Raw genomic sequence first — 26,764 nt, 5'->3', positions numbered from 1 at the left:
TCGGTTACGCTTTTTAACATGCTAATTATGAATCCTGTAGAACAATGAATCATATGGTGGTCATTAAGGGTCTGTTATTCACATTACAGCAGTAAAACCAAAACAACCAGCACTATAACTAAAAACCAACCATTAAAGCCTTTATAAGACCAGCCTCCCCTTCCTCTATCTGGGCTAGTTCGGGGTTCCTTTGGTATAGGCCTTTGAAGATTGTTATCAATCACTTTGCGGAGGTCTAACAGGCCCGCCCCCTCTTCTTGAACGGGGAATCCAAGGGATGAAGCATTATTTTTGATTAAGTCTTTAATTTCGTTTGGAGTATAATTTTGGTTATATTCGTATAATAGAGCTGCAGAACCAGAAACGATTGGAGTAGCCATTGAAGTACCACTTAAGCTTATATAGTCGTTGCCTTCATTACTAAGGGAATGTATTCCAACACCTGGTGCAATAATATCGGGCTTCATAATTCCACCTATAGCAGGACCCCTGCTTGAAAAATCAGCAATTGTCAGGGAAGACGGTCCATTTCTATCATCACAGGCACCAACGGATATAATATTAGGGCTAATAGCTGGTGAATTTATGGTTTCCTTCTCAGGGCCATTGTTACCTGCTGCAGCAACTACGGTTATCCCTGCCCTAGTAGCTGCGTCTACAGCTTTACAAAGGGGATCTTCGGTGTAAAGGGATTTAGCCTTTGTACCTAAAGATAAAGTAATTACTTTAATATTATAGGTAGTCTTATGGTTTATGACCCATTGAATCCCAGCAATAACATCAGAAATGCTACCACCGCCCTCTTCATCTAGTACCTTTACTCCAACGATGTTTGCATCAGGGGCAACTCCCATGTATTTTCCTCTAGAAGAAAAGCCATTACCAGCAATGATACCAGCAACATGGGTACCATGGCCATCGTCATCGTAGGGATGGATCTTATCTCCCACAAAATCTTTAAAGGCAATGATTCGATTTGTGGGCTTTGTTAAATCACTATGAGGATGGACCCCAGTATCTATTATGGCGACAGACACGTTCTTTCCAGTTAAACCATGCTCATTAGCATAGTCTGAAGCAACAGTCTCGGAGGCAATATTCATGAGCTTGTAGGCTCTATCATCTAATTGGATTTTCTCTATAGTCCTTTCCATAGCAGCAGACCTAACCCCTTTATTGGGCATATAAGCTGCAACTGCATTAATGATGTTAAGCTTATGCTTAATTTTTCCACCCATTCGCTTTACAAATTCCTCTAAGTTATCACAGTCACAGTCCTTTGCTGAGATGATAACAGGGATATCTTCTTCTGTATCTATCAGTCTTTCCACAACTAAATCTTCTATAATATTTCTATATCCAAACACAGATAAGTCCTCCTTTAAAATCATTCTAATATAGATTATGCAGTATAGAAAAAAAAGTGATAGATATGGATAGAGTTAAAGGTTGGCTCTTCTAAGAAAAAAATGCTATTAGTTTTTAATGGAAGTTTACATAAAGTTGTGATATAATTATTTTATTGAATTTGGTGAAAATGATAGCTATCCCTTACATAACTTTTGAAAGGGGGATAGAGTTATGAAAGTACTGAAAAAATTTAAATATAAATTTAGTTTGGTTTGGTTAGCTGTTTTTTTCTTAGCCATTTTTTTACGGTCAAATGTGGGAATGCTACCCTTCAGTGGCTTATATAAACCAGTCATAAGGGCGGTACAGTATAACTACGTTTCCTTTAATACAAGAGGTTTTGAGACAACTGAAACAGAAAACTTCATTATTCAACATCAAGATATAGATGAAGAAATTATAAATTATTTAGGAGAAACAGCAGAGGATAAATATCATGCAGCAACTAAAATCTTTAAGTATCAGCCTAAGAATAAAGTTAGGATGATCGTATATAATGATGGAGCATCCATGATGAAGGCAACAATGCTTAATAAAGCCAAATCACCTATGGGAGTATATTATGGAAACACCATTCACATATTGAATCCAGAAGTATGGTATGGAGATAATCAGGATTATAGAGAAGTATTTTATTCAGAGGGTCCTATTCTTCATGAACTGGTACATTTATTAACTGATCACACAGCTAAGGGCAATTTTCCTACATGGTTTACTGAGGGTGTCAGTCTGTATTTTGAGTATCTGATTGACGGTTACCAATGGGGAAAAGAGCTGGAGGACAGTCAGATTCCCTATAGCATAAATCAGTTAACAAGGGATTTCTATGGCTTGAACCAATACAAGGCCTATACGAAATCCTTTAGATTAGTTGATAGCTTTGTTGAAAACCAAGGAACTGAAGAATTGATTGAATTGATCTATCATTTAGGTGATGGAGGAAATATAAAGGATTTTTATAATTTATTTGAATAGTGCTATTAAAAAATGATATTATGAAATAAATGGTTATGAAAAACCTGTCTATAAGGGCGATAGCTCCCCGTGGACAGGTTAAACATAGCATAGTCAGCAGGATTTTTATATTAAATATAGAAACATAGATTCATCAATCCAATAATGAGGTGATGTAATAATGGAAAAAAAGATACTACTTGTTGAGGATGAAAGGCCCATTGCAGAAATCGTGAAATTTAACCTTGAAAAGGAAGGGTATCAGGTAGAGGTAGCCATGGATGGCGAAGAAGCTTTACATAAAGTTGCAAAGTTATCACCAGACCTTGTACTGTTGGATGTTATGTTGCCTAAAATGGATGGCTTTCAGGTATGTCGCAAGATTAGAGAAACTTACTCCATGCCTATTTTAATGCTGACTGCTAAGGAAGAAGAACTTGATAAGGTTTTAGGCCTTGAAATGGGAGCAGATGATTACATTACAAAGCCCTTCGGAATGCGGGAATTGCTAGCTAGGGTTAAGGCTAATATTAGAAGAGTTAATGTTTTGAAAGGAACAAGTGGTAAGGAGGATATGATTTTTTCCGGTCTTCTTTCCATAGATTTTAATAAATACGAAGTTAAGAAGGATAAAGATATCGTAGAATTAACCTCAAGAGAGTTTGAACTTCTTAAATTTCTGGCAGTGCAGGCAGAGCAGGTCTTTACAAGAGAACAGCTTCTAAAGGAAGTTTGGGGATATGAGTATTATGGTGATATTAGAACAGTGGATGTTACCATAAGACGATTAAGAGAAAAAATTGAAGATAACTCTAGTAGCCCCAAATTCATCATGACTAAGAGGGGAGTCGGATACTACTTTAGGAGGGCTTAAGATGTTTAAGAGTATAAGGTGGAAGTTCATTGCCATCTATTTCCTTTTGGTTTTTATCGCCATGATTATTTTAGGAGTATTTATCATGCAGCAGTTTGAAAGCTATCACTTAAATACCGTTAAGGACAATATAGACCTTAGGGCCAATAGTTTTATGCAGACACTAAGGGAGATAGATTGGGTTAATAACAAACAAGAGGTGCAAGAGAACATAAATTATTATGAAGAAATGGGTATGGAATTCTTCGTAATTGAAAAAGATAAAAACTTTTCTATTATTGCCAGTACAAATGCACATTATCTAAATCAGAATGCTGCAGATATATTAGAAACCGACCTAATTATAAAGGCCTTCGCCGGTGAAGTTGCTGAAAAGGATATTTCGCCAAGTGAGGCCATCAATAAAACTTCGAAGAACCTGGTTTACCCATTATATGACGATGACAGTAGAATAATAGGAGCTTTATATGTCAGGAGAACCTTAGATGATATTTATGAAACCCTAGATGCATCCATAGGTATATTAATAAGGGCAACCTTTTTAGCTTTGTTTATTACAGTCATTTTAGGCTACCTAATAGCCAAAAGTATAACAGGGCCTATTAACGATGTTACAATTAAAGCAGAAAAGATGGCTGGAGGGGACTTTAATCAAGTGGTTGAGGTAAAGTCTGATGATGAAATTGGCCAAATGGCCAGTATGTTCAACTACTTAACAGCCCAATTGAATTCACTTATGCTGGAGATGTCTAGTGAAAAGCAGAAGATGGACACCATTATAAAATACATGGCTGATGGCCTTGTTGCTGCAACAGCAAGGGGTACTATCATTCATGCCAATCCTCGAGCATTGGAGATGCTAAGAATAAAAGAAGGTTCCTTTAATCATAAAAACTTTAATAAACTTTTTTCCAACTTTAAGGAACCGCTAACAATAGACTTAATAAAGGGAAGTAGTAAAAATTGGTCGGGAACTCAAATTCTTCATATGGAAGAAGGGGTAACCATTAGAGCAAATTATGCTCCCTATAAAAATGACAAGGGGAAATATGAAGGAATCATTGTGTTGCTGCAGGATGTTACTGAACTTGAAAAACTAGAAAACATGAGGAAGGAATTTGTGGCCAATGTTTCCCATGAATTAAAAACCCCCCTTACCACAATAAAAAGCTACACAGAAACCCTCTTAGAAGGAGCTTTAGATAGTAGAGAACTATTGCTAAGATTTTTAGAGGTGATAGATAATGAGGCAGATAGAATGACTAGGCTAGTTAGGGATTTATTGCAGTTATCAAATCTAGATTTTCAGCAAGCAAAGTGGAATAAAAAGCCCATCATAATTAACAAAATTATTGATAAAGCAGTACTAAAGCTAGATGTTTCTGCACAAAATAAACAACAAAGAATATACGTAGAGATGGATGAAAATGCAGGAACCATTTATGCGGATGAAGATAAGCTGGAGCAGGTTATACTAAACATCATAAGCAATTCAATAAAATATACCCCCGAGGGTGGAGAGATCACTATACAGGCAGATAAGACTGGCGAATATGTTGACATTAGGATAAAGGATAATGGTATGGGTATACCAGAAGGTGATTTACCAAGAATCTTCGAGAGATTCTATAGGGTAGATAAGGCTAGATCTAGAGAACTGGGAGGAACAGGTCTTGGTCTATCCATTGCTAAAGAAATTATAGATGCCCATGAAGGTGAAATCAAGATATCCAGCCATGAAGGTGAGGGCACAGAGGTAATACTTTATCTACCATTATTTAAGGAAAAAGCTGTGTAATTTAAATTTAATTTCCTTGTAACACGGTTGTAATATTAATGATTTATAATTAGTTTAATACAAATTTTATAATTATAAATGCACGTTCAGGAGGCGTTTTTCATGATAAAGAAGGTTTTTATATGTTCGGCTATCGTTTTTATAGGTTTGGGGATTTCCTCTGTTACCGCCTACGGAACGGATACTGTACCAGTGGCTTCTTTTCAAGTGGTTACCCCCGATGAGGATATTACCACCAGTAATAACAGTGTTATGTTGGAGTTTATTGCTCCCGAAGGTACCAAGGTAATCATACAAGTATACTATAACAATAGCGTTGTTAAGAATGAGGAAACCTTTACAGCTTCTGCCGATGCTATTGAAGTAGAAATTGGAGCGTTAGAGATAGGCATGGCTGAGGTTAAGTTAAAGGAAAGAAGAAACAAAATAGAAATAACGGCTATATATCCAGATGGGACAGAGAAAACGGTAGTACGCATGATCAATGTAGAGGATTTAAAATATGAACCTAAGCTACCAGCAAAGCTACTGCCAGAAAATAGAATTAACCCGTTAACCAAATAATACTTGAGAGAGTTGATAGCAATGAACAGAGAAAGAGTTAAAACCATCATTCTTTCCATACTCGTTGCAATAAGTGTTTTACTGACCAATCAGATATGGAGATTTGCTCCCATTGGTGTGATCCAATCGGAGGCAGCAAATGACATTAGCCAACAGGATATATTAGAGGCAAAGAATCAGATAATATCTCCCCAGAAGGTGACTGTGGGTTTTGGGGCTAGCTTCCCAAGCCATTTGGGAACTGTATTGGTCTACGATGATGCTAAGGAAGTATGGGATTTAAGCAAGCTAGTTATAGCCTCCTTCTTTTTAGAGGAGCCTGTCATAAGAAAAATTACAAAAGAAACATATATTGAGAATTATCTAAGACAATATGTAGAACTAGAATTTGGAGAAAACTTTTCTTCGGTTTTAGTTTCTTCTGTTTTTAGTAAAGAATTAGATAACAGAGTAGTTGGAAATATTAGGACCATAAAGAAAATCCTGATACCTGCAGCTTATAAAGGGATTGTATTCATGGTTGGGGAAGATGAGGAGATATTTCAGCTAACCTTAGATAATTACGGTAATGATTTACTGAAGGACTATATCAAGGAAGAAATCCAAAGTAAAGCCCATTCCGAATATAGGCCACTTTTTAATAACAAAATAATGTTTCCTACAAATTTTACTACACCAGTACCTCAGCTATTTATAGAAAGTTTAATTGATGTTGAGAACGAAAGAAGCATGATATTAAAGGCTAAGGGATATTTTGATAATTTTGACTTCGTAAAAACCATTAAAGAAACCAGTGGAGCAAGAGTATATCTCTATGGATATGGTGAAAAAAGTTTAAGGATAAACCCCAGTGGGAGGCTTGTATATACAGAGGATGTTGGAAACCGCAGCAGTATGGATGTTCTATCGGCCTTAGAGGAGGCGATAGAGTTTATAGAAAAGCATGGGGGATTTCCTGATAACTCCTACTTAGCTTCCGTTAGGACTATAGAAGAAAATAGAGGATATTTGTTTGCTTTTAATTATTTTATAGACGGGTATGCCATGGCATTCCACAGTAGCAACTTAAATTATCCTGTTGAGATAGAGGTTTTCGATGACAAAATTAGAAGCTATAGAACCTTTACAAGAAGAAAAATGACATTACCCTCAATACCAAAGCAGGAACCAATACTGGCGCCCTTTAAAGTTATAGAAAATAATATTGAGCTACTCACCAATGATTATTTAAGGGTAAATAATCTTGAATCTATAGAAAGCCGTGAGGAAATTTTAGATCATATTGAAGCTGTAGAAATGGTTTATTTTGATACGAAGGAGGATAAAAGGAGGCAGATTCTTTTGCCTACTTGGAAAATTAAAATAAAGGAAAGAGTATACTATTTCGATAGCTACAAGGGTGAACTTTTAAATACCAATATACTGAACTAACTGGTGGTGAATAAGATGGATTGGTCAAAAGCAAAAAATATCATTATAGCGGCCTTTGTAATCACAAATTTGTTTTTGATTTTTTTCATCAGCAGAGGTATGCTAACAAAGGGAGATTTGCAATTAATTACTCCGGAATATATTACCTATGTGGCGAACTATCTTAATGAAAACGGTATTACTGTAAAAACAGAGGTACCCACTGAAATTTTATCCTTGCCAGTAATAGAAGTGAAATATGAAAGTTTTGATCCCGATGAAATGGCGGCAAGTCTACTAGGAGTACCTAATAGTTTAGTAGGAACGGATCACTACAAATCTGGAGATAAGGAGTTGATAATTGAGGATGGTAAAAGACTTAAATTTAATGACTATAGTGATAGAAAGGAAATCTATTCCTTTGATGAGAGCAATATAGAGGAGTATGTGACCAATTTCCTTACTGAGCATGAGTTAATTAGGGATAACCTTCAATTATCACAAATACACTTAGAGAATGACTATAGTAAGGATAGTATACCAACCTATAAGCTAGTATATAACCAGACCTATAAAGGTCGATTTTTAGGAGAGAGTTACATTTATGTCTATGTTAATAATAAAGGAGTAGTTGCTCTAGAAGCGATGCTGTTAAATTATCAAAGAACCTATAGTCATAAAAAACTAACCATAACTGCAACCGATGCTCTATTGAGGAAAATGAGTGATATCTCTCGAGAAAATAGCAGTAGGGTTGCTATAATAAATATAGAATTAGGCTATTATTTCGATCCTTATGATGTGCAGGAAACAGATTTAAAAAGCATTGAGTTTGCAGATGCATTTCCAGCTTGGAAAATAACCTTAGATAACGGGAAAGAGTATTATGTAGAGGCAATAAAGAACTAAATTTTAAAAAATTAGAGGATTTTGTAAACAAAAGTAGAAAGGTATAATAAAACTTTTCTGCTTTTTTGTTGTGGTTACAATAGTTGGCATTTTAAGGTATGTTAAAAAAGGATTACAATTTCTTGATAAAATGCTATAATGTACTCATGTGAAACTTTTTATGTAAATCAGTTTAATACTAAAGATAATGCTAAATTAATAGAGGGTGGTCAATAATCTATGAATAAACTAATAATTGAGGGTGGCTCTAAATTAAAGGGGACTATAGATATCAGTGGTTTTAAAAATGCGGCAGTTGCCATTATACCAGCTACTGTACTTGCTGGAGATAAATGTATTATAGAGAATTTACCAGAGATAAGTGATGTAACGGTGTTATCGGAAATTTTAACAGGAATAGGGGCTACTGTAATTCAAAGGGGACCCAAGACCCTAGAAATTGATACTAGTAATATTAAGGAATGTAGCTATACAGAATATGAGATTGCAAAGGATATTAGGGCATCTTACTACCTTTTGGGGGCTGGGCTAGGCCGATTTAAAAAGGCCACAGGCATATACCCCGGGGGATGTTCTATAGGTAGTAGGCCAATAGATCAGCACATAAAGGGCTTTGAGGCAATGGGAGCCAAGGTATCTATTGAACACGGCTTAGTATCTGTAGAAGCTGAAAAATTGATGGGGGCAGAAATATATCTAGATGTAGTAAGTGTTGGGGCTACTATAAATATCATGATGGCAGCAACAATGGCCGAAGGAAATACCGTTATAGAAAATGCAGCTAAAGAGCCCCATGTTGTGGATGTGGCTAACTTTTTAAATTGCATGGGAGCAGACATTAGAGGTGCAGGAACCGATGTTATAAAAATAAAGGGCGTAGATAAAATGAGGGGCTGCAACCATATGGTAATTCCGGATCAAATAGAAGCTGGAACCTATATGATTGCTGCAGCAGCCACTAAAGGGGATGTACTAATTAATAATGTTATTCCCAAGCATTTAGAGGCCATTACTGCTAAACTTAAGGAGATGGGAGTTGAAGTAATCGAAAATGGCGAATCCTTAAGGATCGTAGCAAATAATCCCCTACGTAGTGTTAGTGTTAAAACCCTTGTTTATCCTGGTTTTCCAACAGATCTACAGCAACCTATGACAAGCCTACTAACCACTGCCAGTGGTAACAGTATGGTTACAGAGACTATTTATGATGGAAGGTTTAAATATGTAGATGAGTTAAAGAGAATGGGTGCCAACATAAAGGTAGAAGGCAGAGCAGCTGTTGTTTATGGTGTTGAAAAATTAACGGGAGCAAAGGTTAGTGCCAGTGATTTAAGAGCTGGAGCCGCTTTGGTGGTGGCTGGCTTAATTGCTGATGGTATAACAGAAATCGAAAATGTTCACTTCATTGATAGGGGATACGACAACCTTCATGAAAAGCTCATAAGCTTAGGGGCAAAGATTCGACGAATAGAGGAATAAGAGCTGTTTCTGTAAATTAAGGAAAAGAAAATAAACATAAGTTATTATTCTAAAGGCATATAGAGCCCAGTGACTTAACGTATAAATACGGGAAGGACTGGGTTTTTAGACCGTTCATGAAATAGCTTTTGTACAGATGAATAAATTATTGGAGGACTATTAATGACAATAAGGTTCTGTTCTTTAGCCAGTGGTAGTAGTGGAAACTGCCATTTTGTTAGCAACGATAAGGAAGCTCTTCTTATAGATGCTGGTTTAAGTGGCAAGAAAATTCAAGGGAAGCTAGAGGAGATTGGAGTATCTCCAGCACAGCTTACAGGAATATTAATTAGCCATGAGCATAGCGATCATATACATAGCGCTGGGATCCTATCGAGAAGGTTTAATATCCCCATATATGCTAACGAAGGTACATGGAAGGGGATGGAATGTAAGCTTGGTGAATTAAAGGAAAATAATATAAAATTATTTAATACCAATAAATCCTTTAGTATTGGTGACATTACAATTATGCCCTATGCTACTTCCCATGATGCCAACGAGTCGGTTGGATTCAGTTTTCACTGCAATAAGATTAAAATCAGTATTACAACAGATTTAGGCTATATTGATGGAAATATCATAGATAGGATTAAGGACTCAAACCTTGTAGTACTTGAATCTAATCATGATGAGGAAATGCTGAAGGCAGGTAGCTACCCCTATTATCTAAAACGCAGAATATTATCTGACCACGGGCATCTTTCCAATGATGCAGCTGGATGGGCAATAGTGGATTTAGTTAAAAACAATGTTCATAAGGTTATGCTGGCCCACCTTAGTAAGGAAAATAATTTTCCAGAGTTGGCCATTGCCACAGTGGAGGGGATTTTAAAGGCTAACCAAGTAGATGTAGGAAGGGATATAATCCTTGATTTGGCATCCCGTGATCGAATTAGCAATTTATATCAGTTTAAGTAGATTTTTAGATGTCGTCATATTGTCACCATACTGTCACAAATGTAGGTTATACTCTATTTAAAAGGGTAACTTATATTATAAGAACGTTGAAGACGTAATAAAGTCAACCATAAAAGAATGATTTTATAACAATATCTAATTTCTTTAGGAGGCTGATGATGACATGGATAATGAAAAAAAATATGAATTTGAGGACCAGGAAAATCCTCATGAGACAGAAGAAGATAAGGTAGATGATTCATTTACTGACGAGAATCCTTTAGAAGAGGATTCAACTGAAGAAAAAACGCCTCAGGTTGTTGTAGATTCTACCATTGTAAAGAAGAGTAATAAACCTCCCAGAAGGTCTAAGTTTAGTATGCTACTACTTATTTTAATAGGAGCCCTGCTTGGTAGTGGGATTACTATGGGTGCAGGCTATTATTATCTGCCTGAGGTTCTTAATATGAGGGGAATTTCCCTTGCTGGAAATCAACAGCAAATTACCATAGAGCCCACTGAGGACTTAACAGTTTATACAGCAGTAGCTAAAAAAGCAATGCCATCGGTTGTGGGGATAACCAGTACTACTCTACAGCAAACGGTTTTTGGAGTTCGTAAGGCACCCAGCTTAGGAACCGGTGTTATTGTTGATGATAGAGGATACATTTTAACCAATTCCCACGTTGTAGGAGACGGTGATGTTGAAGAAATTATGGTAATCTTACATGATGGCCAGCAGCTACCAGCTAAGGTTATATGGAATGAGATTAGTTTGGATTTAGCCGTTATTAAGGTAGAGGCAGAAAATAAACTCCCTGTTGCAGAGCTGGGGGATAGTGATAGCCTGGAGGTTGGAGAAATAGCAGTTGCTATTGGGAATCCCATGGGCCTGAACTTTGAAAGAACCCTTACCCAAGGAGTTATAAGTGGACTAAACAGAATTATACAAATGGAAACAGATACAATAGAGAACCTTATACAGACAGATGCCTCTATAAATCCAGGCAATAGTGGGGGACCTCTATTAAACGCACGGGGTCAGGTTATAGGTATCAATACCATAAAGGTCAGAACTGGTGAAGGATTAGGCTTTGCAATCCCAATAAATACTGCCAAGCCAATAGTTGAGCAGATTATTGAAACAGGTGAATTTACTAGGGTATACCTCGGGATAACTCCAATTAACGTAGAGGACTTCGAAAATGCTACAGGGGTTGATCTAAGTATTGATTCTGGAATCTACGTAGTTAGAGTATTTGAAGACTCACCAGCCGAGAGGTTTGGGCTTCTTGCAGGGGATGTTATTCTTAAAATAGGCGAGGCAGAGGTAAAAACTGTAGGTAGCCTATTAAGGGAGCTTTATAGATACAGACCAGGTGATGAAGTTGTGCTTACCGTCAATAGAGGTAATGAGGAAGTTGAAATTGAAATAACCTTCGATTAAAATATCAGGCATATGCCTGATATTTTTTTATAAATTTGTAAAAGATCAATAAATGCTATATAATAAACTAGGTAATAAATATAAATAATTACAGATTTTATGCTAGTTTATTAAGGTATAAAATATCGAATAATAAGATAAGTATAAATGTCGGAAAATATGGAGTGAAAACAATGTTTGTTGTATGTAATAAGCATCTTGAGGATGCTATAGAGGAATTTATAGAGGTATATGAACAGCCGCCTGATATCTATGAGTTGGAAAAAACCAGCTTTACTGAGTGGACAGCCCCAGCAAAGTGTCACTGCTGTGATGAACCCCCAAAATATCTTGTGGTATAGCCGGGTAAATCTCGGCTTTTTTCATGGGCTTTATAAAGGAGGAAATATATTGAACATCACTATAATTTCTGTAGGTAAAATAAAAGAAAAGTATTTTAAAGATGCAATATTGGAATATAGCAAGAGATTATCTATATATTGCAAGTTAAAGTTGATAGAAGTGCAAGATGAAAAGGCCCCTGAAAGTTATAGCCAAGCAGAGATCCTCCAGGTAAAGGCTAAAGAAGGGGAAGGAATCATTAAAAATATAAAGGATGGAAGCTATGTTATTGCCCTTGAAGTTAAGGGGAAAATGTTATCATCAGAAGATTTAGCAGAGAAAATCCAAGGGTTAGGCCTACAAGGTAATAGCCATCTTATCTTTATCATTGGTGGTTCCTTGGGGCTATCACAAGAGGTGCTAAACAGAGCAGACTTTAAGCTATCCTTTTCACCCATGACTTTTCCCCATCAGCTAATGAAGGTTGTGCTACTAGAGCAGATATATAGGGCTTTTAAGATTAATTCTAATGAACCCTACCATAAATAACTGCGGTTTTTCAGATGTGAGTAGTTTCAATATATACACACTAGCAAAGCAGAACAAGCCTATCCTTATTAAGTTAATAACTAGGGTAACTTGGAAGTGAAATACACTTGACTCATTTTAAATTTACACATTTATTTAGAAAGTCTTGGGGAGAATCCCTAAAGATTTTTTTGTGGTTCTAAAGTTTATATAATAATCCATATATTTGTGGTTATTTGGATAAATATAATTTGAATTATAAGTTCTCTTTTCAAAAGAATTATGGTCTTAAAATTTATCTTCACAGTATTTGAACATCTGGTTATCTACTCGACTATATAATAGATAATATTAAATGTAGTAGTTAACAATAAGTACTAGGGCTACATACTATGTAATAAATACTGGATACTACCGTAACTGTAATAATTAGAAATTGTAATGTGGGAGATGTAAAAATGAGAAGAGTAAATTATTCACCACATGTAAAGTGTGGTAAGATATACCAAATTGATTTACCTTATAGATTAGATGAAAGTGAACCGCCAATTGTACTAGCAGAAGTCAATGTGAACACAAAGGACATACCAATGCCATGTATATTAGTCAAATTCTCTGAATTTATTAATTTTACATTATTAGGATTGAATCCAAAATTTAATATTATTTACCGGTTAGTTAGAGAAGATAGATATTTAAGTTATCCACAAATTCTTAAAGAGTGGGAGTTTGAATTTGAATCTTCTGAGATGCTAGAAATTGCTAATGTAGATACAAATCAACCAACTGTTCTTGATTATTGTGATTGCTTGGATAGATATACTAGTGGCAGAATAACCTATAGGCTAGAAATTGTTCAAATTGAAACAAATAATGTTACAAGCTATGGTTTAACGAATAAAAGCTTTACAGCGATAGTTATAAATGGATTAAAGGAAGAGGGAAAAAGGCACAACTCTTATTTTCTAGATCGTAATCTAGGTTTTATACCCTATGTAAAATGTGGAAAAGTATTTGATCCTGTATTACCTATTAAATTAAGTAAAGAAGATCCACCTGTTATACTCACTCAATTAATAATTAATACAGAAAGAAATAATGATCTATGTATTCTAATCAATTTTTCTAGTTTTGTTACCTCAATTTTAAAAGAGGATCACTTTAACAACTTAACTTTTAGATTAGTAAAAAGCTGTAGTGATTTCACTACCCAAGTTCTTAGGGAATGGCCTTTTAGAAGGGTATTTGTAAACGATACCAATATTAAGGAACCCCTTGTATATGACTACTGTGAATGTTTAAATTCTAAATTTGATAGACATTGTACTTACACCTTCGCATTAGTCGAGGCTGAGTTGTCTGAAAAATCATTCTATAACATCAGTCAGAAAAGTATGACTGCTAAAGTCTATTCAGGAAAACACCAGCAAGGATTATGTTAGGAAGGAGGGGCAGTAATGAGAATTTGTTCTGGTGAACCATTACTATATTGTGGTAATATATGTAAAAATAGTTTTTCAAGTGAGTTGATAAAAAATAATTTGCCTATAAATTTAGCTTTAGTACAGGTGAATACAAGAAATATAAAAAACCCCTATGTTCTTATCAACTACTCTCAAAATTTAGAGTTTGATTTTGGCGGTTTCAGTCCTATGATTAGTATAGTGTATAGATTAATTCGCAGGTCTAACTATACAGGTGATATAAAAGTATTAGAATGCTGGAATTATAGGGCATCTGAAGTTATATCTACTACAGTTCAGGAGTTTAATACTATTGAACCATTAGTAATTAATTTTTGTGATTATTTAGGTGATAGCTGTAATAACTCATTCACATATATATTGCAAATAGCAGAAACAGTTACTCAAAATACGAGCTTTAATATAAGTAATCAAGAAATGTCTGCAATAGTGAGTTCTGGAAGATAACAATATATCTATTGCACGGATTGTTCTGATGTTATATTATGGAATAATTCTAACAATAGTATAGATATTGAAGTGTGTGATATGTTCCCTTAAACTACGGTTTGAGGGGTTTTTTTAGGGAGTCATACAATTACGCTGAACAGAGAATATTACGTATTTGTTAAGAGTTTTGTGTGGCGGTTTACAGAGTAAACAAGAATACTTAATAGAAAAATAAGTAAAAGATGATTGAGATGAAAATACTTTAATTTTGAATGTTTCAAGAGCAATATTTTTGAGACGAGAAGAAATCTGTTATGCTCTTAGGCTTACTTCTAGGGGAATTTATGATTCTTGAGATTAAAAAATCATAGGCAGATTGATGAGACTGGTGGTAGGCTGCATTTATGCAATCAAATTTTAAATTGACAAAATGACACATGTCATTATATAATACTATCATAAACATGACACGTGTCATTAGATGGAGGATATATTATGAAAAGCAAAGAAGAAAAAAAGTTTTTAACAAGACTGAAGAAGTTTCCAGAAAAAATATTTAGGGCCAGTAACATATCAGTTATGGAAGGATTTGAATATTTTGAAACCAGTGACTACAAGAAAAAACCTGGGGCAGTAAAGAATAGAGCAAAAAAAATGTTTACTAATCATGGAATAGAAGGCAGTATTCGTTTAGCCACTCACATGGCAAAAAGAATGCCAAGTATGCAATGCAACATTAAAAAGAATTTTAAGGATATGGATGATTATTTATATTCATTAGAAAATGGGAAAGAAATTCCCCATACATCTGAAAAGGTGGTTAAATCATTCCCCAATAAGGATATTTGGAATGATTTGATTCAATACTCATGGGATAAATATAAGGTAATTGTTGGATTTACCAAAGTTCCAGAAGAGTATATTTTTGAAGGTAAAGCAATCCCCTTTCAATATGCCCTAGTTTTTGCTCAAGAAATGAAAAAAGAGCCCATTGAAAAAGCACCGGAATTAGATGCTGGCATAGAAGTTGTTAATGTTTACAATTCTTTAGGAATTGCAACAAATGATATTGTAAAATGGTTAAAAACGAAGTATAACATTATAGGAATGGCTAACCATCCATTAGGAGGCTTAGTGGATTTTGTACCCCTTGCAGAAAAAGCAGGCTTAGGGTTAATAGGTCGTCATGGAATGGTTATAACAAAAGAATTTGGACCACGTTGCCGCATATCTCCAATTTTCATTGATGAAAAAATATTCGAGTTTACAAATACAACTGAACATGAATGGATTGGTGAGTTTTGCAATAAGTGTGGTAATTGTGCTAGATCGTGTGTAGCTAAAGCAATCTATGAAAAATCTAAATTTGTGCAAACCAGCCATTCAGAAAATACAAAGGATAGATATGAAAGCTATGATCGAGAGAAATGTTTTGTATCATTCTCTGCAACTATGGGCTGTGCCGTATGTATCAGTGTTTGTCCTTTTTCACGAAATCCTAAAATATATGATAAAATGAAAACTAAATATACAGAAATTAGAAAGGTAGATAATAATGCCAACTGAAACATATTTTAATTTGAATGAAGAGAAGCAAAAACGAGTATATAGAGCTGTTTTTCAAGAGTACACACGTGTACCCCTGGAAGAAGTATCAGTGAAAAATATTGTTAATTCAGCTGATATACCAAGAGGTAGTTTTTATCAGTATTTTACTGATAAAGAAGAAGCATTAGTTTATTTGATATCTGAAACAAGGAATCAAAGTCATGGGGAGTTAGAGCATATAACAAGTGAACTGCAATTGAATATCTATGAACTTATGGAAGCTTTATTTATGGATGAAATCAATAAGCTAAAGAACAAGGAAGAATCAGCTAGACTATTATTACTAAAACAAATAATAAAAAGTGCGAAAGCAACATCGATATTTTACAATGTAATGACAAATGTAATTCTCGAGCACCCAATGCTTGAGGCGTGTTGGAATAATATATCATCAATAATAGATAAAAAGGATCTTAGAAAAAGTATTATTGATCTATTATTTGCTACTCTAAATGATTGTCTAATAGTAGCGATTGAAGATGAAAACAAAATTGATGTTTCAATAAATACCTTTAAATTGAAAATTGAAATAATTCAATTAGGTGTTAATAATCTTGTTAAGAAAAACGAAATGACCAAGGACAAATAGACTTTTTTGATTTAACAATAGCATAGTATTTATCTGATTGAGATTAATGAGAAGTACATATAAAGAGGGGAATACATTGAATATAAAAAAAGCAATGCCTGACATTAATAAGCATATCGATAAAACAAAGCCTTATATTAGTCCAAGTGAAAATGCTCACAAGAATCAATTTTACTTAGTCGAAGGATGTTCGAAGAAGATGTAAGTTAATTACTTAATATATGGAAGAATCAAAAAACTTGGCTATAGAGCTATATTGGGTTTTTATAGATATTACTGAGTACTATTATCATGTTGCTACTAAAACTTTAATAAATTTTCTAAAATTTAATATTGACAAGTTGAGATAAAAATTGTATCATTAACTAGACGACTGGTCTATTAATTATTATGAATGGAGGATTATTATGAGAAATAAAATCAAAAAAATTCTAGAATCACATGAATTATTAAGATTAGCTACATTAGATGAAAATGGGTTTCCAAATGTAAGATCAATAGATTTTGCAAATGATGAAGAGGATGAATCAAAAATTTACTTTACTACATTTAAAGAAACCAACAAAGTTAAAGAGCTTGCTATGAATAACAAGGTATATATAGTTGTAGATAAGACAGCTAATTCTATTGAAGAACTTGCTCAGATTCAATACATAAGAGGTACAGGCGTTACAACAGAGTTAGATTCACCTGAAGAAATGCAAAAGGCTATGGGACTACTTATGACTAAATATCCATTTTTAAAAGACTTACCAGGTGATCCTTCAATGATGAGTTTGTTTAGAATAGATCTTAAAGAAGTTAAAGTTACTGATAACAGCTTAGGATTTGGTCACGTAGATATATTTAACTACTAAAGGTTTGACAATAAAGCATTATTTCTCTATAATTATCACGATAGGAAGTGAAGGTGACGTGATGAGTAAAAGAGAAACTTTATTGTTTACTGCTGCAAGACTTATACATGAAAAAGGTTATAATAATGTTGGGATTAAGGCTATACTTGACGAAGTGAACGTGCCTAAAGGATCTTTTTATCATTACTTTAAAAGTAAGGAAGAACTAGGCTTGTCTATCATAGATTTTTATATAGCTGATACAACCAACTGTCTAAATCGAGTAGAAAAATCAATAGAAGGACTAAATCAATTCTTTAATATATTCTTCAATCGTTTAATTGAACTTAGCTTGAAACGTGGTTGTCCTGTAGGAAACCTGATATTGGAATTATCAGACGAGAATGAAAGATTTAGATTAAAACTTTTAGAATGGTACAATATTTTAGAAAGATGGATAATAGAAGTATTAGAGGAAAAAAAGATAGCAAATTCACATGAAAAAGCTAAGGCATTAATAGCTGCATTTGAAGGTACAATGCTTCTATCAAAGTTGGACAAGAATGATGTTCATTTCGAAATATTTAATAAGTACACTTTTTATAGTATTTTAGTTATATAAGAATGCAATGTATTTTAGTAAGGGATGTTTTTTAATAAATCATCTCTTTTCTATTTGAGTTATGAACAAGAACACATTCAGAATCAAGGTTTGGATTACAACAAGCAACTTTTCAACACCTGTTTTTAGGATCTTAGATTCCGGAGGGTGTAAAGCACTATGATAAATTTATGTTATATATGCGGATGTTACTTTTTTCAATAAGAAAGAAGATATAAAGCAAAGTAGAAATATAATGAATTAGTCTTATTGAAATATGTTTTTATATGTATTTAAAGGGTAAAATCAAAATAAAATGGCAGTGTCTAGGAGGGATCTTTATGAAAACGTGGACAGAGGAAATAGAAATAAATGCGCCCATTGAGACAGTATGGAAAGTAATTGATGGAAGTGAAGAAAACTTAAAGAAGTTGGATCCTAAAATTATATCAAGTAAGGTAATAGAAGAAACTGAAAAACGTATAGGCTCTAGATACCTTCAAGAATACAAAGAAGGTAAGAAAGTTATGGAGTATGTAGTTGAAGTAAAGGATTATCTAGAAGACGATAATAACAAAATGTTTGAGATTGGATTTGAGCTAGGTAATTGGTTTGATATAACTGTGAAATATGTGCTAAAAAAAGTTGATGAAGACAAAACTCATTTAGTATATACTACAACAAATAGACCAATGAAGTTTTTTGCAAAGATAGTGATGAGAATGATGGGGAACAATTCTTCTGTAGTAAAGACTCATGTTGAAAAGATTAAAAAACTATCAGAAACCTAATATAACTATTAAACTCTAATAACGGAATCTGTAAATAAATTAGTGTCTAAAGTAAAAGATATCCTAACTTGTTATGTAAGGTTGAAGAAATAGAAAAAACCGCAGTTACAGCGATACGGTGAACCGTACCATAAGTAACGGCGGTTTTTTGGGAAACATTGAAAATACTAGGATGTAAAAGAATTTATATATTTATTTTCATAGTGATTAGCTCAAATATCAATATTACCAAGCAATAGAAGTAGTGATATTCCATTCACACTTGCCCGGATATACCTATTAACGGATATTTTTCTGAAATTACTATCTATTAACCTGCAGATATCATATAATATTCATGAGCATAAAATAATCATGGATATATTATAAACATGTATTAGAATGATGATTTGCAAAAGATTCTATGGATTGTTAGTACTATGCTTCAATAAGAAGAATAAAAGGCTATTCACAAATCACATTCAAATCATGTAATTTACTGAAAGCAGTAAGCGCTTTTAATGACCATAGAATATTATGTTAAGGGGAATGATAATAATGAAAGAAGTGATATCCTTAATTAAAGACTATGTAAAAAATTACAAGGAAATGAAAGGAACGGAGACCGATTGGCGTGAACCAATTGTTGGAATCGCTGATGCTGGTGATCCTATGTTTTTGGAGCTTAAAGACATCATAAGTCCTTCTCATGCGCTACCTTCTGATTTCATTAATGATGCTAAATCCGTTATTGTATTTTTTCTGCCTTTTCAAGAAAAAATTGTAAAAAGCAATATTGGAGATATTGAGAGTTCAAGGGAATGGGACATTGCCAATATTGAGACAAATAATCTTATTGTAGATATAAACAAATATTTACATGAAATACTAACAGAAAAAGGATATACATCTACTGTCTTGCCTCCTACTTATAATTATGATGAGAAAGGACTAATCAGTGATTGGTCACATCGTCATGTTGGATATATAGCTGGGATTGGTACATTTGGCATAAATAATATGCTGATAACTGAAAAAGGGTGCTGCGGGAGAATGGGAAGTATTGTTACCAATATGGCATTAATGCCTATTATAAAAAAAGAACAGGAAAATTGCCTATATAAGTATAATGGGACATGTGGAAAGTGTATTGATTATTGTGTAGCCAATGCAATTTCGATTGACACTGGATATCCTTTTGTTGATAAAAAAAGATGTAATAATCAAATTTATGATGACAATATACCACAGTACTCTATAGGTATTGGAGATGCATGTGGTAAATGCATGTGTAATGTGCCGTGCTCTTTAACAAATCCTGTAAGCAAGCTATTAGAATAGATATACCGACAAAGGTAAATGAAACCTAAAACATGACAAGTAACAGATATATTGACACGATTGATTTCATTACATAATCTTCCTTTTACCAATGATATACATGGATGATAAAAAACGCAGTTACAACGATACGGTGAACCCTACCACAAGTAAGCACAAAGTTTCTTGAAATTGCTGGGATATACACCAAGTTTTAATGAATTGGAATCTTTAGATGACTGATTTTATGAAAGTAGAAACCACATACTATCCTTATGCCCCTCTGAGAAATAAGAGGGGCTCTATACATTCATGAAGGCTACTATCTCATTAGTTTCTGTAAGAACATATAGTACAGGTTTATTAATCACTTACCATACCAAGGACAAGTCTTACCATCCTTACCATACTTACACCAAGGAGAGCAATGGAAACAAACATTTACATCCTCACCATTAATCGCCTTATTTGTCCAATTAGGATCAGCAAGTAAGCCCTTACCAACTGCCACCATATCAATCATTTCATTTTCGAGTAAATATTCAGCCTGTTTAGGTTCCTTTATCCCATATACACAAATCACTGGAATATCAACTTCTTTGTATATTTCAGTTCCCATATAGGTAATAGGTGAAAATGGGTAATCTTCAGGAACAGTAATATTCTCTGCTCCTATACCAGAGGATACATTTAAGATATCAACACCTAACTTTTCAAGCTCTTTGGCAAAGTATCTGTCTTCTTCTAAGGTAGGGTCATTAACTCCAAATCTATAGCATATAATGAAGTCATCGCCAGCTGCGGCCCTAACCTCTTTAACTATTTCAATAGGCAATCTAAGTCTATTATCTAAGGAGCCCCCATAGATATCATTTCTTTTGTTGATTACCTTAGAAGTGAACTGACTAAGAAGATAACCGTGGGCTCCGTGGATTTCGACTCCATCTAATCCCGCCTTCTTGGCCCTAATAGCGGCAGATACAAAGTCTTCTTTTACCTTTTTAATTTGGGCTAAGGACATTTCTAGACATTCCTTATCCTTAACCTCAACATTGGATGAGGAGTATACATTTTTCCCAACAGACTTCATTCCAGCATGTACTAATTGAAGGATTACTACAGAGTCCTCAGGATGGCAACTATCTGCAATTCTTTCAAACTGGCGAATATGCTGATCCTTCCATAAACCTAGGCCAGTGTCGGTTATTCTACAGTCCTTAGAAATAGCGGTTGCTTCAACAATTATTAAACCAGTTCCACCCTTAGCTCGATCACCATAATGCTTAGCACGACTAACTATTTCAAAACCTTCATCATCCCCCCAATTAAAGCATACTAAAGGCGGCATTACAATTCTGTTCTTAACATGATACTTGTTTACTTTAATGCTCTTATTAATTACACCCTCCATGTTATCACTCCAATTTAATCTTATTTAGTCAATTTTAAAGGCTTTAAGTACTAAATATACAAAAAATACTATCTTTATCAGATACTCTCCCACTTCCAGCAACCCTCATGTTCTTTGTCAATGCAGAAAAACATAAAACCATTGATTGGAAGTTAAAAAGAAATCATATAACAACAACTTTATTATTTATTATATATGAGATTTAAGCAGTTGCCAAAAGATTTTCCAGAAAGAGAAGTGTAAATATAAAAGATTTAAAATTAAAGGAAAAGAGGTAAAGAATGAGTGTTATCAGTAAGATTATCTTTTTTATTTGCCATTTACTTGAATTGTAAATCATTATTGTGTAAATAATAAAATTCTATAAGTCTTGATTTAAGATTAAATAATTTCATAAGTTTAATATCGAAGGGATGGTAGAAATATGACTAAACCACAATCCATAAGTGTAACGGCACCAGTAAATGAAGACCTGCCAAAGGAAAAGTTTGATGAGCTAGAGGGGTTTATTGATGAAATGGAAACCACCAAAGGAGCCTTAATAGCGATACTTCATAAGGCTCAAAGTATTTTCGGGTACTTACCTAGGGATGTTCAGCTATTTGTAGCTAGGAAGCTGGGAATACCAGGAGCAGAAGTGTTTGGAGTAGTCAGCTTTTATTCATACTTTACAACGAAGCCCAGGGGAAAACATACCATCAGTGTATGTATGGGAACTGCATGCTTTGTGAGGGGAGCAGATAAAATTATTGAAGGGCTTAAAGAAAAGCTTAATGTAGAGTCAAATGAAATAACAGAGGATGGACTCTTCACCTTAAAGGATGTTCGGTGTATTGGTGCCTGTGGGCTGGCACCAGTGGTTATGGTGGATGATAAGGTTTTTGGTAGGGTTAAAGAAAATGAGCTAGACGACATTATTGAAAAGTATAGGAGCTAGGGAGGTATTGAGATGAAGATCAAATCTTTAGAGGAACTGAAAAAAATCAGAGAGGAATCCATGGGGGGAGTTAACCTGAGACATGGAGAGGCAAGGGGGGAATCAATAGAGATTCTTGTTGGAATGGGAACCTGCGGGATATCTGCAGGAGCAAGAGGAATACTAAATAGATTTGTTGATGAATTAGCAAAGAAGAAAATAGATAATGTTCGAGTAATTCCTGTAGGCTGTATAGGCTACTGCCATTCAGAGCCAACTGTACAAATCAATATTCCAGGACAAGAGCCTGTGCTCTATGGAAATATAACGGAAGATAAGGTAAAGGATATCGTAGAAAGTCATATCCATAAAGGGGTTGTGATTCAAAACCTAAAGATAGATATTAGACATACCAGAGGATAGGAGGTACCATATATGGCTAAAGAACGAACCAATATACTGGTCTGTGCAGGGACAGGCTGCTTGGCAAGTGAAAGTGAAAAAGTAGCTAAGAATTTAGAATTAATCGTAAGGGCTCGGGGATATAGTGATGAAGTTAAGATTGTCAAAACAGGATGCTTTGGATTTTGTGAACAAGGTCCCATCGTAAAAATAGAACCTGACAATATATTTTATGTAAGAGTAGGCCCAAAGGATGCCAAGGATATTGTTGATGAGCAAATCGTTAAGGGACGAAAAGTTGAAAGATTATTGTTTAAAGAATCGGAGAAGGATAAAGTTGTTGATAAGCATGAAGAGATGTCCTTTTATAAGAAACAATTAAGAATAGCCTTAAAAAATTGTGGCCTTATTAATCCAGAGGATATTTATGAGTACATAGCCCTAGGGGGATATGAAGCACTGGGAAAAGTCCTGATCTCTATGACTAGGAATGAAGTAATCAACGAAGTAAAAGAGTCAGGACTTCGCGGTCGTGGAGGTGGTGGATTTCCAACTGGGTTAAAGTGGGGAATAACCAAGGAGCAGGACAGCGAGGTCAAATTTATGGTATGTAATGCAGATGAAGGTGACCCTGGAGCATTCATGGATAGGAGTATATTAGAGGGAGATCCCCATAGTGTTCTTGAAGCAATGGCCATTGGAGGCTATGCAATAGGAGCAGATAAGGGCTTAATATATATTAGAGCAGAGTATCCCCTTGCAATAGCACGACTTAATATTGCCCTAAAGCAAGCTAGAGAGCTAGGCTTATTGGGGGAGAATATATTTGGAACAGATTTTAGCTTTGATATAGATATTAAGCTAGGCGCAGGAGCCTTTGTATGTGGTGAAGAAACTGCATTGCTAAATTCCTGTGAAGGTCAACGGGGAGAGCCAAATTTTAAGCCGCCATTTCCTGCTGAAGAGGGATACTGGGGACACCCCACCTGCGTTAATAATGTAGAAACCCTGGCAAACATTCCAGCTATCATCAATAGGGGAGGAAAATGGTTTTCTTCAATAGGGACAGAAAAAAGCAGTGGTACCAAGGTTTTCGCCTTAGCAGGTAAGGTAAATAATGTAGGCTTGGTGGAGGTACCCATGGGAATCACTCTAAGGGAGATCATTTTTGATATTGGTGGGGGAATTCCCAATGGCAAAAAATTTAAGGCAGTACAGACTGGAGGGCCTTCCGGCGGGGTAATTACGGAAAAGGACTTGGATACCCCCATAGATTATGATAGCTTAATTGCAAAAGGCTCCATGATGGGCTCTGGCGGTATGATTGTAATGGACGAGGACGATAACATGGTTAATATAGCCAAATTTTATTTAGAGTTTACCATGGATGAAGCCTGTGGAAAATGTGGACCTGGCAGAATCGGAACCATAAGAATTTATGAGTTATTAAAGAAGATAACCAGTGGAAATGCAACCATGGCTGATCTTGATGCTATAAAGCAATTGTGTTATATGGTGAAGGACAGCTCTTTATGTGGTTTATGTCAAACTGCTCCCAATCCTGTAATAAGCACTATGAAACACTTCTGGAATGAATATTTAGACTTTATTAAGGATGTAGATCACCCCCAGGGAGAAGGAAAATATGCAGCCAAGAATAAAATCCAAAAACAAGCTTAACAAGGAGAGGTGAGAGTATGACTGATATTACTAAAAAGAGTGAAGTTAAAAAAGAGATTCATATAAGGATCAACGACCTAGAGATGTCAGTGCCAGAGGGAATCACAGTTTTAGAAGCTTCCCATGAAGCAGGGGTGAAAATTCCAACTTTGTGTCATTTAGATTTACACGATTTACAATTATACAATAAAACCGCTTCCTGTAGAGTTTGTATGGTAGAATTGGTGGATCCAAAGGATAAGAGTAGAAATAGACTTGTACCAGCCTGTGTAACAAAGACCTACGATAAAATGAGGGTGAGGACCGACACAATTCGCTCAATAACGGCTAGACGTATGGCGGTTGAACTCCTCTTATCAAATCATCCAAATGAGTGCTTTACGTGCCCTAAAAATTTAGAGTGTGAACTACAGTCCTTAGCTGAAGAGCTGAATGTAAGAAAGATTCGCTGGGAAGGAGAAAGAATGGATTATCCTAAAGATCTGTCCAGTGATGCAATCGTAAAGGACTCCAATAAATGTATTTACTGTAGGCGATGTGAAACTGGATGCAATGTAGTTCAAACCTGTGGCATTTTATCGGGAATAGGTCGTGGCTTTAATGCCTTTGTAGGACCAGCCTTTAATATTCCGATGGTAGAGTCATCCTGTACCTATTGTGGTCAATGTGTTCAGGTATGTCCTACAGCTGCCCTTACAGAAATGTATCATACAGACAAGGTATGGGAAGCTATAAACGACCCAGATAAGTATGTTATTGTACAAACTGCACCAGCCATCCGTGTAGCCTTAGGAGAGTTATTTGGAATGGAGCCAGGAACAAGGGTAACAGGTAAGATGGTTACGGCATTAAAGCGTATGGGATTTGATGCTGTATTTGATACCAATTTTGCTGCTGATCTAACCATAATGGAGGAAGCATCTGAATTTATTTATCGCTTAGAGAATAATAAAACTCTACCTATGTTAACCAGCTGTTGTCCAGCCTGGATTAAATTTATAGAGCATCAATTTCCAGAGCTATTAGACGTACCGTCAACATCCAAGTCACCCCATATTATGTTTGGCGCAATAGCAAAGACCTATTATGCTGAGAGAAATAAAATTGACCCAGACAATATAGTAGTAGTTTCTATTATGCCTTGTATAGCAAAGAAGGCTGAGGCCGCAAGACCAGAACTTACTAAGGATGAGCATAATCATGTGGATATCGTGGTAACCACCCGTGAACTAGGAGCAATGATTAAAGAAGCAGGAATCGAATTTACTAAATTACCTGATAGCGAATTTGATCATCCCCTTGGTGAGACAACAGGAGCATCTGTTATTTTCGGAACAACTGGGGGAGTTGCTGAAGCGGCTGTGCGTACCGCATATGAATGGATAACAGGAGATGAGCTAAAGGGGGAAGATGTAGTTTTTCAGCAGCTGAGGGGTGCAACGGGCCTAAAGGATGCAACGGTAGAAATGGGAGATAGAAAAATCAGAATTGGAATAGCAAGTGGTCTTGGAAATGCTCGGAAGCTTTTAGAGGAGATAAGAGAAGGCAAATCAAAGTATGATATTATAGAGATTATGGCTTGCCCAGGAGGGTGCATTGGTGGAGGAGGACAGCCCTTTCACCATGGTAATGATGAAGTTATTAAAAAGCGTCAGCAGGGATTATATCAAGAAGATGGGGAAAAGAAAGTAAGAAAATCCCATGAAAATAAAGAGATTATTGAACTTTATAAAAACTACCTAGGTAAACCCTTTGGAGAAACCGCCCATAGATTATTACATACCCATTATGAAGAGAGGGAAAGAATATAAAAATTATGTGAGTCAGAGGACAATTCGACTGGAAACCCGGAAGTTGTACAGTTAATGGGTGGGCGGTTCCTTCGGCTCACCTTTTATTTTTTCATAGGAAAAAGTGTTAAGGGGGGCGTTCCCCCTTATTAAAGTAAGGAGAGGTGAGTTGTGTCACGAATAAGTGACACCATGCTACGAACGGCGTCGAGACGGTGAGACGACCGAAAACGAAGTGTCCTAGAGAACGCATGGGTTCTCTGGAAAACAAAAGCATTTTAACCATAGAAAATTA

25 protein-coding genes are annotated in these 26,764 nt (G+C 35.3%); 23 read left to right on the top strand and 2 right to left on the bottom strand.

From position 1 onward, the window contains the following. Positions 1 to 83: 83 nt before the first annotated feature. Positions 84 to 1,367, bottom strand: a complete 1,284-nt coding sequence (locus tag F8153_RS02700) for a S8 family peptidase (RefSeq protein WP_151864820.1) — start codon at positions 1,365 to 1,367, stop codon at positions 84 to 86. A 214-nt stretch (positions 1,368 to 1,581) separates the two neighbouring features. Here F8153_RS02700 and F8153_RS02695 point away from each other — a divergent pair, with 214 nt between their 5' ends. From F8153_RS02695 to F8153_RS02605, 19 genes are all read left to right on the top strand, one after another. After that, entirely contained in the window at positions 1,582 to 2,385 is an 804-nt protein-coding gene (locus tag F8153_RS02695; protein WP_151864819.1) for a peptidase MA family metallohydrolase, read from the top strand. 160 nt (positions 2,386 to 2,545) lie between these two features. Then, positions 2,546 to 3,238 (top strand): response regulator YycF, encoded by a 693-nt coding sequence (gene yycF / locus F8153_RS02690; RefSeq protein WP_151864818.1) that lies wholly within the window; start codon positions 2,546 to 2,548, stop codon positions 3,236 to 3,238. 1 nt (position 3,239) lies between these two features. Continuing rightward, on the top strand, positions 3,240 to 5,036 hold the full coding sequence (locus F8153_RS02685; RefSeq protein ID WP_151864817.1) for a sensor histidine kinase: 1,797 nt from the start codon (positions 3,240 to 3,242) through the stop codon (positions 5,034 to 5,036). Positions 5,037 to 5,138: 102 nt separating this feature from the next. Further along, the gene (locus F8153_RS02680; RefSeq protein WP_151864816.1) at positions 5,139 to 5,600 is read left to right on the top strand and encodes a hypothetical protein; all 462 of its coding nucleotides are present in this window, start codon (positions 5,139 to 5,141) and stop codon (positions 5,598 to 5,600) included. A 21-nt stretch (positions 5,601 to 5,621) separates the two neighbouring features. Further along, positions 5,622 to 7,031, top strand: a complete 1,410-nt coding sequence (gene yycH / locus F8153_RS02675; RefSeq protein WP_151864815.1) for a two-component system activity regulator YycH — start codon at positions 5,622 to 5,624, stop codon at positions 7,029 to 7,031. Between the two features lie 15 nt (positions 7,032 to 7,046). After that, entirely contained in the window at positions 7,047 to 7,919 is an 873-nt protein-coding gene (gene yycI / locus F8153_RS02670) for a two-component system regulatory protein YycI (protein ID WP_151864814.1), read from the top strand. 219 nt (positions 7,920 to 8,138) lie between these two features. Continuing rightward, on the top strand, positions 8,139 to 9,398 hold the full coding sequence (locus F8153_RS02665) for a UDP-N-acetylglucosamine 1-carboxyvinyltransferase (protein WP_151864813.1): 1,260 nt from the start codon (positions 8,139 to 8,141) through the stop codon (positions 9,396 to 9,398). A gap of 162 nt (positions 9,399 to 9,560) precedes the next feature. Next, the gene (locus F8153_RS02660; RefSeq protein ID WP_151864812.1) at positions 9,561 to 10,358 is read left to right on the top strand and encodes an MBL fold metallo-hydrolase; all 798 of its coding nucleotides are present in this window, start codon (positions 9,561 to 9,563) and stop codon (positions 10,356 to 10,358) included. A gap of 163 nt (positions 10,359 to 10,521) precedes the next feature. Beyond that, positions 10,522 to 11,784, top strand: coding sequence for a serine protease HtrA (gene htrA, locus F8153_RS02655; protein WP_151864811.1), 1,263 nt, complete (start codon positions 10,522 to 10,524; stop codon positions 11,782 to 11,784). A 173-nt stretch (positions 11,785 to 11,957) separates the two neighbouring features. Continuing rightward, positions 11,958 to 12,125: a CxxH/CxxC protein gene (locus F8153_RS02650; protein ID WP_151864810.1), complete on the top strand. Its 168-nt coding sequence runs from the start codon at positions 11,958 to 11,960 to the stop codon at positions 12,123 to 12,125. 49 nt (positions 12,126 to 12,174) lie between these two features. Then, positions 12,175 to 12,654 (top strand): 23S rRNA (pseudouridine(1915)-N(3))-methyltransferase RlmH, encoded by a 480-nt coding sequence (gene rlmH / locus F8153_RS02645; protein ID WP_151864809.1) that lies wholly within the window; start codon positions 12,175 to 12,177, stop codon positions 12,652 to 12,654. 437 nt (positions 12,655 to 13,091) lie between these two features. Further along, a complete protein-coding gene (locus F8153_RS02640) occupies positions 13,092 to 14,075 on the top strand; it encodes a DUF4489 domain-containing protein (protein WP_151864808.1) in 984 nt (327 codons plus the stop codon). 15 nt (positions 14,076 to 14,090) lie between these two features. Next, complete coding sequence (locus F8153_RS02635; RefSeq protein ID WP_151864807.1) at positions 14,091 to 14,564, top strand: DUF4489 domain-containing protein; 474 nt, start codon at positions 14,091 to 14,093, stop codon at positions 14,562 to 14,564. A gap of 477 nt (positions 14,565 to 15,041) precedes the next feature. Further along, positions 15,042 to 16,112 (top strand): 4Fe-4S double cluster binding domain-containing protein, encoded by a 1,071-nt coding sequence (locus F8153_RS02630; protein ID WP_151864806.1) that lies wholly within the window; start codon positions 15,042 to 15,044, stop codon positions 16,110 to 16,112. Continuing rightward, the gene (locus tag F8153_RS02625) at positions 16,102 to 16,743 is read left to right on the top strand and encodes a TetR/AcrR family transcriptional regulator (RefSeq protein ID WP_151864805.1); all 642 of its coding nucleotides are present in this window, start codon (positions 16,102 to 16,104) and stop codon (positions 16,741 to 16,743) included. Before F8153_RS02630 ends, F8153_RS02625 begins: the two co-directional genes overlap by 11 nt. A 407-nt stretch (positions 16,744 to 17,150) precedes the next feature. After that, the gene (locus F8153_RS02620) at positions 17,151 to 17,600 is read left to right on the top strand and encodes a pyridoxamine 5'-phosphate oxidase family protein (RefSeq protein ID WP_151864804.1); all 450 of its coding nucleotides are present in this window, start codon (positions 17,151 to 17,153) and stop codon (positions 17,598 to 17,600) included. A gap of 61 nt (positions 17,601 to 17,661) precedes the next feature. Continuing rightward, positions 17,662 to 18,201 carry a TetR/AcrR family transcriptional regulator gene (locus tag F8153_RS02615; protein ID WP_151864803.1) on the top strand — a complete coding sequence of 180 codons (540 nt, stop codon included), beginning with the start codon at positions 17,662 to 17,664 and terminating at the stop codon, positions 18,199 to 18,201. Between the two features lie 320 nt (positions 18,202 to 18,521). Further along, entirely contained in the window at positions 18,522 to 18,971 is a 450-nt protein-coding gene (locus tag F8153_RS02610) for an SRPBCC family protein (protein WP_151864802.1), read from the top strand. 537 nt (positions 18,972 to 19,508) lie between these two features. After that, complete coding sequence (locus F8153_RS02605) at positions 19,509 to 20,291, top strand: epoxyqueuosine reductase (RefSeq protein ID WP_151864801.1); 783 nt, start codon at positions 19,509 to 19,511, stop codon at positions 20,289 to 20,291. 346 nt (positions 20,292 to 20,637) lie between these two features. Here the strand turns inward: F8153_RS02605 and F8153_RS02600 are convergent, their stop codons facing one another. Continuing rightward, on the bottom strand, positions 20,638 to 21,681 hold the full coding sequence (locus F8153_RS02600) for an oxidoreductase (protein WP_151864800.1): 1,044 nt from the start codon (positions 21,679 to 21,681) through the stop codon (positions 20,638 to 20,640). Between the two features lie 424 nt (positions 21,682 to 22,105). On the opposite strand from F8153_RS02600, the gene F8153_RS02595 reads away from it, so the two are divergent. From F8153_RS02595 to F8153_RS02580, 4 genes are read left to right on the top strand one after another with little or no spacing between them, the layout of a single operon-like run. Further along, positions 22,106 to 22,618 (top strand): NADH-quinone oxidoreductase subunit NuoE family protein, encoded by a 513-nt coding sequence (locus F8153_RS02595; RefSeq protein WP_151864799.1) that lies wholly within the window; start codon positions 22,106 to 22,108, stop codon positions 22,616 to 22,618. 12 nt (positions 22,619 to 22,630) lie between these two features. Then, positions 22,631 to 23,020 carry a (2Fe-2S) ferredoxin domain-containing protein gene (locus F8153_RS02590; RefSeq protein WP_151864798.1) on the top strand — a complete coding sequence of 130 codons (390 nt, stop codon included), beginning with the start codon at positions 22,631 to 22,633 and terminating at the stop codon, positions 23,018 to 23,020. Positions 23,021 to 23,032: 12 nt separating this feature from the next. Beyond that, positions 23,033 to 24,679, top strand: a complete 1,647-nt coding sequence (locus tag F8153_RS02585; protein WP_151864797.1) for a NuoF family protein — start codon at positions 23,033 to 23,035, stop codon at positions 24,677 to 24,679. Positions 24,680 to 24,696: 17 nt separating this feature from the next. Beyond that, entirely contained in the window at positions 24,697 to 26,490 is a 1,794-nt protein-coding gene (locus tag F8153_RS02580) for an NADH-dependent [FeFe] hydrogenase, group A6 (RefSeq protein WP_151864796.1), read from the top strand. Positions 26,491 to 26,764 lie beyond the last annotated feature (274 nt).

The sequence above is a fragment of the Alkaliphilus serpentinus genome (genome assembly GCF_009017255.1).
Lineage (GTDB): Bacteria > Bacillota > Clostridia > Peptostreptococcales > Natronincolaceae > Alkaliphilus_D > Alkaliphilus_D serpentinus.
Note: the sequence above shows the minus strand (reverse complement) of the source record. Positions and strands in the feature narration are given on the sequence as shown.

Excerpts from the sequence above, each read along its gene's own strand:
- yycF (WP_151864818.1), top strand. The coding sequence starts at position 2,546 with ATGGAAAAAAAGATACTACTTGTTGAGGATGAAAGGCCCATTGCAGAA.
- F8153_RS02585 (WP_151864797.1), top strand. The coding sequence starts at position 23,033 with ATGGCTAAAGAACGAACCAATATACTGGTCTGTGCAGGGACAGGCTGC.
- F8153_RS02620 (WP_151864804.1), top strand. The coding sequence starts at position 17,151 with ATGAGAAATAAAATCAAAAAAATTCTAGAATCACATGAATTATTAAGA.
- F8153_RS02630 (WP_151864806.1), top strand. The coding sequence starts at position 15,042 with ATGAAAAGCAAAGAAGAAAAAAAGTTTTTAACAAGACTGAAGAAGTTT.
- F8153_RS02665 (WP_151864813.1), top strand. The coding sequence starts at position 8,139 with ATGAATAAACTAATAATTGAGGGTGGCTCTAAATTAAAGGGGACTATA.
- F8153_RS02605 (WP_151864801.1), top strand. The coding sequence starts at position 19,509 with ATGAAAGAAGTGATATCCTTAATTAAAGACTATGTAAAAAATTACAAG.
- F8153_RS02625 (WP_151864805.1), top strand. The coding sequence starts at position 16,102 with ATGCCAACTGAAACATATTTTAATTTGAATGAAGAGAAGCAAAAACGA.
- F8153_RS02635 (WP_151864807.1), top strand. The coding sequence starts at position 14,091 with ATGAGAATTTGTTCTGGTGAACCATTACTATATTGTGGTAATATATGT.
- htrA (WP_151864811.1), top strand. The coding sequence starts at position 10,522 with ATGGATAATGAAAAAAAATATGAATTTGAGGACCAGGAAAATCCTCAT.
- F8153_RS02685 (WP_151864817.1), top strand. The coding sequence starts at position 3,240 with ATGTTTAAGAGTATAAGGTGGAAGTTCATTGCCATCTATTTCCTTTTG.
- yycI (WP_151864814.1), top strand. The coding sequence starts at position 7,047 with ATGGATTGGTCAAAAGCAAAAAATATCATTATAGCGGCCTTTGTAATC.
- F8153_RS02600 (WP_151864800.1), bottom strand. The coding sequence starts at position 21,681 with ATGGAGGGTGTAATTAATAAGAGCATTAAAGTAAACAAGTATCATGTT.
- F8153_RS02580 (WP_151864796.1), top strand. The coding sequence starts at position 24,697 with ATGACTGATATTACTAAAAAGAGTGAAGTTAAAAAAGAGATTCATATA.
- F8153_RS02615 (WP_151864803.1), top strand. The coding sequence starts at position 17,662 with ATGAGTAAAAGAGAAACTTTATTGTTTACTGCTGCAAGACTTATACAT.
- F8153_RS02595 (WP_151864799.1), top strand. The coding sequence starts at position 22,106 with ATGACTAAACCACAATCCATAAGTGTAACGGCACCAGTAAATGAAGAC.
- F8153_RS02650 (WP_151864810.1), top strand. The coding sequence starts at position 11,958 with ATGTTTGTTGTATGTAATAAGCATCTTGAGGATGCTATAGAGGAATTT.
- F8153_RS02680 (WP_151864816.1), top strand. The coding sequence starts at position 5,139 with ATGATAAAGAAGGTTTTTATATGTTCGGCTATCGTTTTTATAGGTTTG.
- F8153_RS02660 (WP_151864812.1), top strand. The coding sequence starts at position 9,561 with ATGACAATAAGGTTCTGTTCTTTAGCCAGTGGTAGTAGTGGAAACTGC.
- F8153_RS02640 (WP_151864808.1), top strand. The coding sequence starts at position 13,092 with ATGAGAAGAGTAAATTATTCACCACATGTAAAGTGTGGTAAGATATAC.
- F8153_RS02590 (WP_151864798.1), top strand. The coding sequence starts at position 22,631 with ATGAAGATCAAATCTTTAGAGGAACTGAAAAAAATCAGAGAGGAATCC.
- yycH (WP_151864815.1), top strand. The coding sequence starts at position 5,622 with ATGAACAGAGAAAGAGTTAAAACCATCATTCTTTCCATACTCGTTGCA.
- F8153_RS02610 (WP_151864802.1), top strand. The coding sequence starts at position 18,522 with ATGAAAACGTGGACAGAGGAAATAGAAATAAATGCGCCCATTGAGACA.
- F8153_RS02695 (WP_151864819.1), top strand. The coding sequence starts at position 1,582 with ATGAAAGTACTGAAAAAATTTAAATATAAATTTAGTTTGGTTTGGTTA.